The organism is uncultured Flavonifractor sp. (genome assembly GCF_944387675.1).
Lineage (GTDB): Bacteria > Bacillota > Clostridia > Oscillospirales > Oscillospiraceae > Flavonifractor.
Window position 1 is genome coordinate 1 of the sequence record NZ_CALXFV010000065.1, and the last position, 13314, is coordinate 13314.

Consider the following 13314-nt stretch of genomic DNA (forward strand, 5'->3'; position numbering starts at 1 on the left):
CAGTACCGGTCCGCCGGTACCTGCACCTCGCCCATGGAGTCGTGTTCCACGCGGTACTCCATTTCTTCTGCTCCTTTCCCTCAGCCCTTCTCCGGATAGAGGGCGTCCAGCTTCTCCAGAGCCGCCGTCCGGAGGGTCTTGTAAATGCTGTTCTGGTGGGTGTCCATGCCCACCACCAGGGGTCCGAACTCCACCGCCTCCAGATCCCAGAGGGCCTCGGGCATCCCCAGCTCAAACCAGGTCACGTCATAGACGGAGCGGATGCCCTGGGCCAGCTTGGCCGCGCAGCCCGGCGCGGCCTGGAGGTAGACGTAGCCGTACTTCTCACAGGCGTCCAGGGTGTCCTGGGCCATGCCGCCCTTGCCGATCACCGCCCGGATGCCCAGCTTGCCCACCACATCGGCATAGGGTTCCATGCGGATGCTGGTGGTGGGGCCGATGACGTTCAGCTTCCAGTTCCCCGCCTCGTCCTTGAGGCAGACCGGACCGGCGTGAAACACGGCGGCGCCGGCAAAGTCCTTGGGCAGCTGCCCCCCCTGCTCCAGCAGGGTGCGGATTTTCAGGTGCGCCATATCCCGGGCGGTAAAGATGTGGCCGGTGAGATAGACCACGTCCCCCACCTTCAGCTGCCGGACCTCCTCCTCGCCCAGAGGCATATGCAACACGTTCCTGCTCATGGTTGACCCTCCCTTTACAGTATGGTCTCAATGCGACCGTCGTGATAAATCCGGATGCCCGCCCGGCGCGCCACCCAGCAGTGGAAGTTGATGGCCACGGGGGCGATGGCGGTGTGAGTGGCCGCCCGGCCGATCTTCACCGCCAGGCAGACGGTATCCCCGCCGGTACCGGCGGCGCCCAGGCCCAGGGCGTTGATGTTATCCAGCAGCTCCCGCTCCAGCCGGGCCAGCAGGGGGTCGGGGTTGGTGTCCGACCACTTCCGGGTGCTGATGGCCTGGCGGCTGAGCTTGGAGGCGATGTCCATCTGCCCGCCGATGCCGATGCCGATGCCGAAGGGGGGACAGGGTTTGCCGCCGGCGTTGATGGCGGTCTCCAGCACGAAGCGCTTGAGGCCGGCGAAATCCTGGTCCAGTTTCAGGGTGGCGGTGGTGAAAATCTTCATGGCGTTGCCCAGCTCGGCCCCGCAGCCCTTGAAGCTGATGATGAAGTCCATGTAGTCCTGGCCGGGATGGTACTGATACTCAATATTGGGAACGCCCTCTCCGGTGTTGTTCCCCGGGTTGTGCCGGGTGAGGGGGTCCACAATGCTGGGGCGCAGGTAGCCCTTTCGGGTGGCCTCCGCCAGGGCGTCCGCCACCGCCTCCCCCACAAAGTCGGGGAAGCCGCCCTCGCCGAAGGTGACCCAGGTGGTGGGGTAGCCGGGAGACTGACACACCGCCTTGTCCTGCTGCTTGGCAATGTCCAGGTTCTCCAGCATGGAGGAGAGCATGCTCTTGGCGGTCTCGTTGCTCTCCCGATCCAGCGCCTGGCGCAGTAGCTCCCGCACGTCGGCGGAGATCTCGGTCACGGCCCGGATGCAGGTGTCATGGATTGCGGCGCGAACCAGTTCTTTGTCCATAAAATTACCTCCTTATTTCCCACTCGGGAGCCGGCCCCCGCCCGCCTGCGGCGGAACAGGCGGTGTCAGCCCTCGAATATCTCGTTGATGTCCTCTATCTCCTCCAGCTGGTGGAAACAGTCCAGAAGCCTGGCCTGACAGGCGGGCTCCAGCAGCCCGTCGGTAAGCACGGTAAACTTCTGGTCCGCCATCTGCCAGTCGAAGGGGTTTTTGAAGTCCCCGATGGGGTAGTCCACCTGCCGGGTGATGACCTCGCCGCCGCGCAGGCGGATGGTCAGACGGTGGGACCACTGGTTGGGGTCCCGGCGGAAGGCCTCCTCCAGATCCGGGTCCACCCGCACCCGGATCTTGTCCATCAGGCTCCGGATCTCCGGGCGGCGGAGATTCTCCTGGGTGAACACCCGGTCGCTCAGATCCCGGAGCACCAGAGCCGCCGCGATGCAGAACTGGAGGCTGAACTTGGCGGCATACCCGTTCTCCGGATAGGGGTTGTTGGTGGTGTTGACCGCCGTGCGGTAGGTATCGTCCCAGATCTCCTCAATGTCCGCCGGGTCCAGGGGGCGCTCCCGCAGCAGCTCCTCCACGCAGGTGTTGGCCGAGTGAGTGTGCCGGCAGCAGGCGTAAGGCTTGAAGGAGTTCTCCTCAATTTGCAGCGGCCCGTCAAAGCCCTGGGTGAGCCGCTCCAGGTGGTATTCCGGGGCCAGGGCGCGGACCAGACCCCGCTCCCCCTCCAGAATGGTGTGGGCGCCGGTAAAACCCAGCCCGGCCAGCTCGGCGGAGCGCAGCCCGCACAGGTTGGCATTGGCGGTGTGAAGGGCCTTGCTCATGGCTCCGCTGGCCAAAAACTCCCACAGCCCCGCCGCCTGGGTGCCGGCGGAACCCAGGCAGTCCAGCAGCTGTTCCTCAGACAGCTCCAGCAACTTGGCGGCGGTGACGGCGGCGGAGAGGCCTCCCACCACGCCGGTGGTATGCCAGTAGTGGTAGGAAGAGGGGTTGATGCAGGCCCCTACCCGGGCGCCCGCCTCATAGCCGGCGGCCACCGCCGCCAGCAACTCCCGGCCGCTCTTGCCCAGCTTCTGTCCCAGGGCAAAGGCGGTGGGAATGGTAATGACCCCCAAATGGGTAATGGAGGCGTTGTGTACATCGTCCAAATCCATCACATGCCCCGCCACCGCGTTGAGGGCGGCCGCCTGTTCCGCGGACACCTTGGGGAAATGAGGGGCAAACAGGGTGGCCTGGGGGAGGGTGGGCTTTTCCCTGTAGTAGGTCCGCCAGATCTCCGCCTCCCGCTTCTGAGACCCGGCAATGGCCACGCCCACCAGGTCCTGCACGCACAGCTTGGCCACCTCCACGCAGTGGGGGGAGAGCCGCTCATAGCGGATGCCGTGCAGGTGTCCGGCCAGCAGGCGGGTGGGAGAGAGGGATTGTTCCATGGGGCACCTCCTGGTATACATTATCTTAAGTGGTATACCACTACGCTGTCATCATACCACACACCCCCCAAGTTGTAAAGGAAAATTTGAAGAGATCTGGGATTTTGGTGGTATTCCACCTGCCGGGCGGGTTGACAGGGCGAGGGGATTTTAGTATGCTAGGAGAGGTGACGGCCCCCGCGCAGGCTGCGGCGGGCCGATGGAAAGGGGCGGAAAGCCGTGGCGGAGAAGAAGCAGGTATCCACCAAGTACTATGAGATCATTTTGGACTGGTTTAAAGCCCAGATTGTATCCGGGGCGCTGGGCGCCGGGGATACCATCCCCTCGGAGCGGGAACTGGCGGCCAAATTTGGGGTGAGCCGGGTGCCGGTGCGGGAGGCGCTGCGGATTTTGGAGTACATCGGGATCATTGAGAACACGCCGGACGGGATGACGGTGCAGCACACCGACCTCCAGCTGCTCAGTCCCACTGCCAATTTTGCCACAGAGATCACCCGGGAGACCATCGAAAACCTCTTTGAGGTGCGTATTTTTCTGGAGTCCGCCGCCGCCTATTATGCTGCGCTCCGGCGTACCGAGGAGGACATCGGGAATATGCGGGCCTCGGTTCAGGATATGCTCCGGGCCATTGAGCGGCCGGACCGGGACGAGGAGGAGATGATCCGCGCCTCCCATCAGTTCCACTTCTGCGTCATCGCCGCGGCCAAGAACGCCGTGCTGGAGAACATGTACCGCAACCTGTACGACCTGCTGGAGGTTTCCAAGCAGTATACCATCGGGCAGAGCAGCGTCACCGAGTCCACCCTGATGGACCACGAGGCCATTCTGTCCAAAATTGAGAGCGGGAACGCGGAAGAGGCGGGGAAATTCATGCGCTTCCATCTGAGCAACGCCCTGCGGCGGCTGAGCGGCATGTCCCCGGAAGGGGCGCACCGCCAATAGGCGACAGAACTTTGCGAGACTTCCTTCGGTGGGAGATTTTCGACAGCCTGAGCCCCCGGCCAAACGGCCGGGGGCTCACATAATTTTGTTATGTGACGAAAAGTGGTCGGTTTCAGACGGTTAAAGTCTTTACTTCTTAAAAAGCAATGTGGTATAATTGTACGAATATTTTATGATGTGGTTTTTAAAACCAGAAAGGAGGGCTATGCTTGGAGGAGATTCGCGAGTTAAAAGAGCGCCTGGAGCGGGAGCGCCCGGTGGCCTGGGAGGATTTCCCCGATATTGGCCTTTATATGGACCAGCTCATCAGCTATATGCCCCGGCAGCTGATCCACTATGAGGAGGGGGAGGCGCTGACTTCCGCCATGGTGAACAACTATATCAAGGACGGTGCCATGCCCCGGGCGGAGGGAAAACGGTATTCCCGCACCCACCTGGCCTATCTCACCGCTCTGTGCGCCCTGAAGCAGGTGCTCTCCGTAAAGGACGCCGGCCTGCTGCTGGCGGAGGCCAGCGCGGGGCAGGAGCCCCAGGCGCTGTACGCCCGCTTTCTGGAGCAGCTGGACCGGGCGCTGGACGTGACGGCGGGCAGCCTGGATGCCAGCGCCGGAGGAGAGGAACTGGCCGATCTGGCCCTGGCTCTGGCCCTGCGCAGCTATGCAGACAAGCTGGCCTGCCAGCGCCTGCTGGAGCTGCTCCGGAAGCGGCAGCCCCAGCTGGAAAAGGGGAAAAAGGCAAAACCCAGCCGGGAACGTCCCGCTGAGTGAATACAGGAGGCTATAAAAGTATGAATGATTACGTTTTGGTGACGGATTCCTCAGCGGATCTGTCTGACGAGCTGGTGCGGGAGCTGGACGTACAGGTGCTCCCCCTGTCCTTCACCATGGGGGACAAGAGCTACCGGAACTGGCCGGACAACCGGGAGATGGACCCGGGGATTTTTTACCGCAGCCTGCGGGAGGGGGCCATGGCCACCACCTCGGCGGTAAATGTGGGGGACTATACCGAGGCGCTGACTCCCATTTTGGAGGCGGGGAAGGACGTGCTGATTCTGGCATTCTCCTCCGGCCTGTCCGCCACCTGCAACTCCGCCCAGATTGCCGCCCGGGAGCTGGCGGAGCAGTATCCCCAGCGGCGGGTGTACGTGGTGGATACCCTGTGCGCCTCCCTGGGCCAGGGGCTGCTGGTGTGGTATGCCGCCCGGATGCGGCAGGCGGGCAGCAGTATGGACCAGGTGCGGGACTGGGTGGAGGCCAACAAGCTGCGGCTGTGCCACTGGTTTACCGTAGACGACCTGATGTTCCTCAAGCGGGGGGGCCGGGTTTCGCCCGCCACCGCCGTGCTGGGTACCATGCTGTCCATCAAGCCGGTGATGCACGTGGACGATGAGGGCCACCTCATCAAGGTGGGGACGGCCCGGGGCCGGGGGGCCTCCCTGAAGGCCCTGGTGGATCACATGGCCCAGACCGCGGAGGACCCGGGCAGCCAGACGGTATTCATCAGCCACGGCGACTGCCTGGACGACGCCCGGAAGGTGGCGGAGGACGTGAAGACCCGGTTTGGCGTGAAGGACGTGGTGATCAACTACGTGGGGCCGGTGATCGGCGCCCACTCCGGCCCGGGAACCGTGGCCCTGTTCTTCCTGGGGAGCAAGCGGTGATGGAGGATGTGAAGTGGCTGGAGGTGACCCTGGATACCGCCCGGGAGGAGCTGGACGGGCTGTGCGCCCGGCTCACCGGCAACGGAGTCACCGGCTTTGCCATTGAGGATGAGGCGGATTTTCAGAATTTTCTGGAGCAGAACCGCCAGTACTGGGATTATGTGGACGACGGCCTGCTGGAGCGGATGCGCGGCGTGTGCCGGGTGAAGTTTTACGTCACCGATGACGCCCATGGCCGCAGGCAGCTGGCGGAATGGCTGACGGGCATTGACCGGCCCTATACCCTCTCCCCCCTGGGGGAGAACGACTGGGCGCACTCCTGGCAGAAGTACTACAAGCCCATGGCGGTGGGGGAGCGGCTGTATATTGTGCCGGAGTGGGAGCGGGAGGAGCCGGTGCCGGCGGGGAAGGTGCCGCTGTACCTGAATCCGGGTCTGACCTTCGGCACCGGCAGCCACGCCTCCACCCAGCTGTGCCTGATGGGGCTGGAGGAGTACACCGTGCCGGGAAAGCCGGTGCTGGACTTGGGCTGCGGCAGCGGAATACTGTCCATTGCCGCCCTGGCCCTGGGCGCCTCCCACGCCGTAGCGGTGGACATTGACCCCAAGGCGGTGGATGTGGCCTATGAGAACGCAGCGCTCAACGGCATTGGGAAGGACCGCTACCGGGTGCTGGCGGGAAACGTGCTGTCGGACCAGGGCCTGGTGGCCGATCTGGCCCGGGAGAAGTACGCCCTGGTGCTGGCCAACATCGTGGCGGATGTGATCATCCCTCTGTCCGCCCGGGCGGATGCCTTTCTGGACCGGGGGGCGGTCTTCCTCTGTTCGGGGATTATCGATACCCGGGCCGACGAGGTGGCCGCCGCTCTGGAGGGAAACGGCCTGCGGGTCTTCCGCCGGCGGGAACAGAAGGGCTGGGTCTCCCTGGCGGCCCGCCGGGACTGAACACCGGCCCTACCTGTGGGTGAGGAGCTCCCACGCGCCCAGAACCACCAGCAGTCCCCCGGAGAGGGGGAGAGCGAAGCGGCCCAGCAGCCGGCCCGCCAGACTGTCCCCCACGGCTCTGCCCAGGGGGAGGGCAGCCAGGGTACACACCAGGTTGGCGCCGGCGGCCCAGCCGGGGTGCACCCCGGACACGCCGGCGGCCACCCCCATGCCCGCGTTGTTGACGGCCAGGGCGGCGGCCAGCGCCACCCACTCCCACAGGCCGGAACCCCGGGGGTTGGGGACCGCTCCGGCGCCGCCGGCGGAGCGCAGCCAGTCCAGCACGCACCACAGGCCCATGCCCACCAGCACCAGCCCGCCCAGGGCGGCCACCACTCCCGCGGCGGCGGCCTGGGCGCCCAAGGCCAGAGAGAGCCAGGTGATCAAGGTGGTCAGTCCGGCGATGACCAGCCGCTGGGTCCGGCCGGGGCGTACCCCCCGCACCGCCCAGCCCATGGCCAGAATCACCGTATCCAAATTACAGGCGGCGGCGAATACCGCCGCCGCGCCCAAGCCTGAAAGCCACTCCATGGCGCACCTCCTGTTCCGGCCATCCTATTCGGAACGGGAAGGGGCGGTGCATGGGGTGGCTTTTCCCTGCGGTGTGTGCTATACTGATCTGTATTGAGATTGGACAAAGGAGTAAGGTTCATGGACGGCAAGGAAGTATTTTTGGAGCTTTACCGCACCCACATCCGCCGGGAGGGGGCCGACGCGCTGCTGGACTACCTGGAGCACAAGAGCGACTTTTTCACCGCCCCCGCCTCGGCCCGGTTCCACGGGGCCTATGCTGGCGGGCTGTGCCAGCACAGCGTCAACGTCTACCAGTGCCTGACGGCCTATCTGGAGCGGGAGCGGGTAAAGGAGCTGTACGGCCTGGAGTACCTGGCGGAGAGTGTGGCGCTGGTGGCCCTGCTCCACGATGTGTGCAAGATCGGCTGCTACCAGCCCGGCTCCCGGAATGTGAAGGGGGCCGACGGCAAGTGGCAGGCGGTGCCTACGTTTTACTACAAGGATGAGCTGCCCTACGGTCACGGGGAGAAGAGCGTATACATCCTCTCCGGTTTTCTGCGGCTCACCCGGGAGGAGGCCATGGCCATCCGCTGGCATATGGGCTTCTCCGGGGAGGAGGACAAGCGCCTGGTGGGCCAGGCCTTGCAGCAATACCCCCTTGCCTTCGCCCTCAGTCTGGCGGACATGGAGGCCACCTACTTTTTGGAGAAGGAGGAATGAGCGGTGGCAAAGCGGGAAAATGACCTGGGCCGGGACCCGGTGGGCAAGCTGCTGTTTCGTCTGGCGCTGCCGTCGGTGACCGCCCAACTGGTCAACGCCCTGTACAACATTGTGGACCGGATGTATATCGGCCACATGGAGGGGGTGGGCGATCTGGCCCTCACGGGGCTGGGAGTGTGCTTCCCGGTGCTAATGTTCGTCTCCGCCATCTCCTCCCTGGTGGGTATGGGAGGCGGCTCCCGGGCGGTGGTGCGCATGGGGGAGCGGAAGGAGGACGAGGCCAACGCCATTCTGGGCAGCGCCACGGCTCTGCTCATCCTGCTGTCGGTGCTTGTGACCGTCTTCTTCCAGCTGGTGAAGGAACCCATGCTCCTGCTCTTCGGCGCCACGCCGGAGACCATCGGCTACGCCAGCGACTATCTCACCATCTATCTGTGGGGCAGTATTTTTGTGGAGATCTCCCTGGGCCTGAACTTTTTTATTACCGCACAGGGCTTTTCCACCATATCCATGGCCACCGTGCTCATCGGTGCGGGGGTCAACATTGTGCTGGACCCCATTCTGATCTTTGGCCTGCACATGGGGGTACAGGGCGCCGCCCTGGCCACCATTACCGCCCAGGCGGTGTCGGCGGTGTGGGTGCTTCGCTTTCTCACCGGCAAACGCACCAAGCTGCGGCTGCAAAAGCGGTTTTTCCGCATCAACGCCAGGGTGCTGGCCCCGGTGCTGGCCCTGGGAATTTCCCCCTTTATCATGAACTCCACCGAGAGCCTGGTGAATATCGCCTTCAACTCCTCCCTGAAGGCCTACGGCGGCAACCCGGCGGTGGGCGCTATGACCATCTGCTCCAGCGTGATGCAGGTCTTCTTCCTGCTGCTCCAGGGCATTGCCCAGGGCGCCCAGCCCATCATCGGCTTTAACTACGGCTCCGGCCAGCTGGACCGGGTGAAGAAGGCCTACCGGCTGCTCCTGACCTGCGCCCTCACCTTCAGCTGTACCGCCTGCGCCGCTCTGGAATTTTTCCCCGGCCTGTTTGTGGCCCTGTTCAACGACAAGCCGGAGCTGGTGGGCGTGGCGGTGTGGTCTCTGCGGGTGTACGCCGCCGGCATGTTCATGCTGGGCATCCAGACCTCCTGCCAGCAGACTTTTGTGGCCCTGGGTCAGGCCAAGGTCTCCCTCTTTCTGGCCCTGCTGCGGAAGATCATCCTGCTCATCCCCCTGATTCTGCTGCTGCCCCGGCTGCTCAGCGACCAGGTGTTTGCCGTGTTCCTGGCCGAGCCGGTGGCCGACATCCTGGCCGCCCTCACCACCGGCAGCATGTTCCTCTGGCGGTTCCCCCGCATCTTGGAACACCGCCGCCGGGAGCTGGCGGAAAAGCACCCATAAAAAATCGCCGCCTGTCAAAAAGGGAACGACCCTTTTTGACAGGCGGCGGCTTTGCGTTTGCTCAGTCCGGGATATAGGCCCGGATGCGCAGAGTCACCCCCAGCTCCTCCGTAATGGCCCGGCAGCGGGCGATTTCCGCCTCGCTCTTGTCTTTGTCCACAATGGTCATCACCACATGGGGGACATAGGCCCGGCACCGCCGGGTAAAGTCCAGCATGTCCTCCCATGCCCTGGCTCCGCTCCTGGGCTGGGTCACGGCGCAGTACTCCTCCGCCGTGGAGCCGTTGAGGGAGATGGAGATGGTGTCGATCCGCCCGGCCAGCTCCGGCGTCACGTCCCGGCCCAGAATGGCGTTGGCGTGGCCGTTGGTGTTGATGCGCACCGGGGGCAGGTTGGGTACCCGCTCCTTCAGCCGGTCCACCAGCCACAAAATGTCGTCCGTGCGGTACATGGGCTCCCCAAAGCCGCAGAACACCAGCTCCCGGTATCTGGCGTAATCCCGGGCCAGCAGATCCGCCAGGGCCTCCTCCCGGCTGGGCTCGTGCTCCAGCCACAGATCGTCAGCGTAAATGGACCCCTTGTGTCCGTTGTGCCGCAGGCAGAACACACAGCGGCAGTCGCACCGGTTGGTCAGGTTGACATAAAGCGAACCCTCGTATTCATAGGAAATGGTCTGCATGGCGCGCCTCCTTCATGAAATGCCAAAAAACCGCTTGCCGTTTTCCAGGGTGAGCTCCAGGACCTCCTGGGTGGTCAGGCCTCTGAGGCCGGCCACCGTCTGGGCCATGAGAGGGATGAGGGTGGAGTCGCACCGCCGCCCCCGGTAGGGCTCGGGGGCCATATAGGGGGCATCGGTCTCCAGCATCAGCCGGTCCAGGGGCAGCCACCGGAGGAGCTCCGGCGCCCGCCGGGCGTTGTGGAAGGTGATGTTTCCGGTGAAGGAGAGCATCCACCCCCACTCCACCACCCGCTTGGCGTCCTCCAACCCCAGGGCGCAGCAGTGGAACACCCCCCGGGCGTTGGGGTGGGCCTTTACAAGGTCCAGGCAATCCCTGTGGGCATCCCGGTCGTGGATAATGGCGGGCAGGTCCAGCTCCTCCGCCAGGGAGAGCTGAGCGTCAAAGAAGTCCCGGGAATTGGCCCGGTCCTCCGGGGTTTTCACCCAGTAGTAGTCCAGGCCGATCTCTCCCACCGCCACGCACTTGGGGTGGGCGCACAGGGCCTTCACCTGGTCCAGGTGGGAGAGGTCCGCCCCCTCCAGGTTCTCCGGGTGGAGACCGGCGGCGAAGTAGAGATAGCCGTACCGCTCCGCCAGGGCCTGGGACTGGCGGGAGGACGCCAGGTCGCAGCCGGGGCAGACCACCAGCGCCACCCCCTGTTCCGGCAGGGCGGAGAGCAGGGCATCCCGGTCGGCGTCAAAGGCGCTGTCGTAGTAGTGGGCATGGGTGTCAAATATCATAGGAGCCGTCCTCCGCTTGTTTTTTTCATCATACTCCCTTTTCCCGCCGTTGACAAGGGGGCGGGAAGGTGGTATACTGCCCCCGTAATACGGGGATGAGGTCCGCCCGGGGCAGTTGGCCCGAACCGCCGTTTGGCTGATGACTTCTGCAAGATTTGCAGGGGGCATTGGCTTTTTTTCTGCCCTCTGGAAGGGAGAGGGATAGCATGTTAACAAGCGTGGCCTATGTGCTGCTGCTGGGCCTGGGACTGGGCGCCCTGGCCCGGCTGGTCCGTCTGCCTCCCCTGGTGGGGATGCTGGGGGCGGGAATTCTGCTGGGACCCTGTGTGCTCAATCTGCTCAGTCCCCAGCTGCTGGACATTTCCGCCGACCTGCGGCAGCTGGCCCTGATCATCATCCTCACCCGGGCGGGGCTGAGCCTGGAGGGGGAGGACCTGCGCCGGGCCGGCCGGCCGGCGGTGCTGATGTGCTTTCTGCCCGCCAGCTTCGAGGTGCTGGGCATGGTGGTGCTGGCGCCCCGGCTGCTGGGGGTGAGCGTACTGGACGCCGCCATCATGGGGGCGGTGGTGGGGGCGGTGTCCCCTGCCGTCATTGTCCCCCGGATGCTCAGGCTTATGGCGGAGGGCTACGGCACAAAAAAGGGCATCCCCCAGATGATTCTGGCGGGGGCCTCGGTGGACGATGTGTTTGTCATTGTGCTGTTTACCTGCTTCACCGCCATGGCCCAGGGGGGGAGCTTCTCTCCCGCCGCCCTGGCGGGGGTGCCGGTTTCCATCCTCCTGGGGGCCGCCGGAGGACTGGGTGCGGGCTATCTGCTGTCCAGGCTCTTTACCGCGCTCCACATGCGGGACTCGGTAAAGGTGGTGCTCCTCCTCTCCGTGGCCTTCCTGCTGGTGGCGTTGGAGGAGGCGCTGCCGCTGCCCTTCTCCGGCCTGCTGGCGGTGCTGGGCATGGGCCTGGGCCTGCGGCGGTGGCGCCTGCCGGTGGCGGAGCGGCTCACCGCCAAGTTTGGCAAGCTGTGGGTATGGGCGGAGGTTATGCTCTTTGTGCTGGTAGGCGCGGAGGTGGAGATCGGCTACGCCGCCGCCGCCGGCGCGGCCGCCGCGGCCACCGTGCTGGGGGTGCTGTGCTTCCGGGCGGCGGGGGTGCTGCTGTGCGTGGCGGGAAGCCGGCTGAACAGGCGGGAGCGGCTGTTCGCCGTGCTGGCCTACCTGCCCAAGGCCACCGTTCAGGCCGCCATCGGGGGCGTGCCGCTGGCCATGGGCCTGTCCTGCGGGCAGGTGGTGCTCACCGTGGCGGTCATCGCCATCCTGGTCACCGCCCCTTTGGGGGCCTTGGCCATCGACGCCAGTTACAAAAGGCTGCTGGAGCGGACGGAGGAATAAAAAAGACGGGGCGGTGGAAGAAGCGGCTTGCCGCTTCTTCCATCGCTCCGTTCCGTCGCTTCCTCAGCACAGGCCGTAGCCGGCGGGAACCTTGTCGTCCAGCATGATGAGGTGGAGCTTTTCCGAGCCGTCCGGCTCCTCCTTCACCGCGGAGATGAGCATGCCGTTGGACAGGATGCCCATCATCTTCCGGGGCTTGAGGTTGGTGCAGGCCACCACCGTCTTGCCCACCAGCTCCTCCGGCTCATAGTATTCGTGGATGCCGGAGAGAATCTGCCGGGGAATCCCCTCCCCGCAGTCCAGGGTGAAGCGCAGCAGCTTGGAGGACTTGGGTACCGCCTCGCAGGCCAGGATTTTAGCGGTGACGAATTTCACCTTGTTAAAATCGTCAATGGTGATATACTCGGGTTCTTCCTCCTTGACAGGCTCCGCCTTGGGGGTCTCCGCGGGCTTCTTCTCCAGAGTCTCCAATTCCTTCAGCTCCTTTTCCAGGTCGATCCGGGGGAAGAGGTTCTCCCCCTTGCGCACCGCCGCGTCGGCGTTCAGCAGGCCCCAGGCCCCGGCGGACTCCCAGGTGCGCAGCGCCTCCTCCGCGCCAATCTGCCCAAAGATTTTTCCGCAGGTGTCTGGCATGAAGGGGGTGAGCAGCACCGCCGAGAGGCGCACGCACTCCAGCAGGTTGTACAGCACGTGGGCCAGACGGCCTTTCTGCCCCTCGTCCTTGGCCAGCAGCCAGGGCTTGTTTTCGTCAATATACTTGTTGGCCCGGCCGATGAGCTTGAACACCTCCATCAGGGCGTTCTGGAAGGCGTACTGCTCCATGGCCTCCTCATAGGCGTCCCGCAGCCCGGCGCCCAGGGCGATAAGCTCCACGTCGTACTTCCGGGGGTCGTCCTCCGGGAAGTTGGCGGTGAGGCCGATGCTCCCCTTGGCCTGGGCCAGCATGGCGGCCAGGTCCCGCTCATCCTCCGTGGGGCCGCAGTCCTCAGGCAGACGCTCGCCGAAATACTTGCCCACCATGGCGGTGGTACGGCTCACCAGGTTGCCCAGGTCGTTGGCCAGGTCGGTGTTGATGCGGCTGATGAGGGTCTCGTTGGAGAAGTTGCCGTCGGTGCCGAAGGGGAACTCCCGCAGCAGGAAGTACCGCAGGGCGTCCACCCCGTACCGGCCGGCCAGCAGGTAGGGGTCCACCACGTTGCCCTTGGACTTGCTCATCTTGCCGCCGTCCAGCAGCAGCCAGCCGTGGCCGAACACCTT

General features: G+C 64.7%; 14 protein-coding genes and 1 riboswitch. Of the genes, 7 read left to right on the forward strand and 7 right to left on the reverse strand.

The genetic code is table 11. The features are described 5' to 3' along the window. Window positions 1–80 precede the first annotated feature (80 nt). The 3 genes from Q0J74_RS07335 to Q0J74_RS07345 form a co-directional block, all read right to left on the reverse strand. Window positions 81–677: a FumA C-terminus/TtdB family hydratase beta subunit gene (locus tag Q0J74_RS07335; RefSeq protein WP_297212779.1), complete on the reverse strand. Its 597-nt coding sequence runs from the start codon at window positions 675–677 to the stop codon at window positions 81–83. Between the two features lie 14 nt (window positions 678–691). Beyond that, window positions 692–1576: a fumarate hydratase gene (locus Q0J74_RS07340; RefSeq protein WP_297212781.1), complete on the reverse strand. Its 885-nt coding sequence runs from the start codon at window positions 1574–1576 to the stop codon at window positions 692–694. Between the two features lie 65 nt (window positions 1577–1641). After that, window positions 1642–3009 carry an MmgE/PrpD family protein gene (locus tag Q0J74_RS07345; RefSeq protein WP_297212783.1) on the reverse strand — a complete coding sequence of 456 codons (1368 nt, stop codon included), beginning with the start codon at window positions 3007–3009 and terminating at the stop codon, window positions 1642–1644. A 219-nt stretch (window positions 3010–3228) separates the two neighbouring features. Between Q0J74_RS07345 and Q0J74_RS07350 the strand changes: the two genes are divergently transcribed. The 4 genes from Q0J74_RS07350 (at window position 3229) to prmA (ending at window position 6555) form a co-directional block, all read left to right on the forward strand. Further along, on the forward strand, window positions 3229–3951 hold the full coding sequence (locus tag Q0J74_RS07350) for a FadR/GntR family transcriptional regulator (RefSeq protein ID WP_297212785.1): 723 nt from the start codon (window positions 3229–3231) through the stop codon (window positions 3949–3951). Between the two features lie 209 nt (window positions 3952–4160). Next, window positions 4161–4718 (forward strand): DUF1836 domain-containing protein, encoded by a 558-nt coding sequence (locus Q0J74_RS07355; protein ID WP_297212787.1) that lies wholly within the window; start codon window positions 4161–4163, stop codon window positions 4716–4718. A gap of 20 nt (window positions 4719–4738) precedes the next feature. Beyond that, window positions 4739–5611 (forward strand): DegV family protein, encoded by an 873-nt coding sequence (locus Q0J74_RS07360; protein ID WP_297212789.1) that lies wholly within the window; start codon window positions 4739–4741, stop codon window positions 5609–5611. Beyond that, the gene (prmA, locus tag Q0J74_RS07365; protein WP_297212791.1) at window positions 5611–6555 is read left to right on the forward strand and encodes a 50S ribosomal protein L11 methyltransferase; all 945 of its coding nucleotides are present in this window, start codon (window positions 5611–5613) and stop codon (window positions 6553–6555) included. The genes Q0J74_RS07360 and prmA overlap by 1 nt, the downstream gene beginning before the upstream one ends. A gap of 9 nt (window positions 6556–6564) precedes the next feature. On the opposite strand, the gene Q0J74_RS07370 is transcribed toward prmA, so the two are convergent. Continuing rightward, window positions 6565–7125 carry a sporulation protein gene (locus tag Q0J74_RS07370; RefSeq protein WP_297212793.1) on the reverse strand — a complete coding sequence of 187 codons (561 nt, stop codon included), beginning with the start codon at window positions 7123–7125 and terminating at the stop codon, window positions 6565–6567. Window positions 7126–7245: 120 nt separating this feature from the next. Here Q0J74_RS07370 and Q0J74_RS07375 point away from each other — a divergent pair, with 120 nt between their 5' ends. Then, complete coding sequence (locus Q0J74_RS07375) at window positions 7246–7827, forward strand: hydrolase (protein ID WP_297212795.1); 582 nt, start codon at window positions 7246–7248, stop codon at window positions 7825–7827. Between the two features lie 3 nt (window positions 7828–7830). Beyond that, window positions 7831–9213 carry an MATE family efflux transporter gene (locus Q0J74_RS07380; RefSeq protein WP_297212798.1) on the forward strand — a complete coding sequence of 461 codons (1383 nt, stop codon included), beginning with the start codon at window positions 7831–7833 and terminating at the stop codon, window positions 9211–9213. A gap of 61 nt (window positions 9214–9274) precedes the next feature. On the opposite strand, the gene Q0J74_RS07385 is transcribed toward Q0J74_RS07380, so the two are convergent. Both Q0J74_RS07385 and Q0J74_RS07390 read right to left on the reverse strand, forming a co-directional pair. Beyond that, window positions 9275–9892, reverse strand: coding sequence for a TatD family nuclease-associated radical SAM protein (locus Q0J74_RS07385; protein WP_297212800.1), 618 nt, complete (start codon window positions 9890–9892; stop codon window positions 9275–9277). 12 nt (window positions 9893–9904) lie between these two features. Continuing rightward, window positions 9905–10672: a TatD family hydrolase gene (locus Q0J74_RS07390; RefSeq protein ID WP_297212802.1), complete on the reverse strand. Its 768-nt coding sequence runs from the start codon at window positions 10670–10672 to the stop codon at window positions 9905–9907. A gap of 82 nt (window positions 10673–10754) precedes the next feature. After that, a riboswitch (Fluoride riboswitch) is annotated at window positions 10755–10828 on the forward strand. 50 nt (window positions 10829–10878) lie between these two features. Here Q0J74_RS07390 and Q0J74_RS07395 point away from each other — a divergent pair. After that, entirely contained in the window at window positions 10879–12057 is a 1179-nt protein-coding gene (locus tag Q0J74_RS07395) for a cation:proton antiporter domain-containing protein (protein ID WP_297212804.1), read from the forward strand. A gap of 63 nt (window positions 12058–12120) precedes the next feature. On the opposite strand, the gene metG is transcribed toward Q0J74_RS07395, so the two are convergent. Then, window positions 12121–13314, reverse strand: a 1194-nt coding sequence (gene metG, locus Q0J74_RS07400; RefSeq protein WP_297212806.1) for a methionine--tRNA ligase subunit beta, incomplete at its 5' end; no start/stop codon positions are given.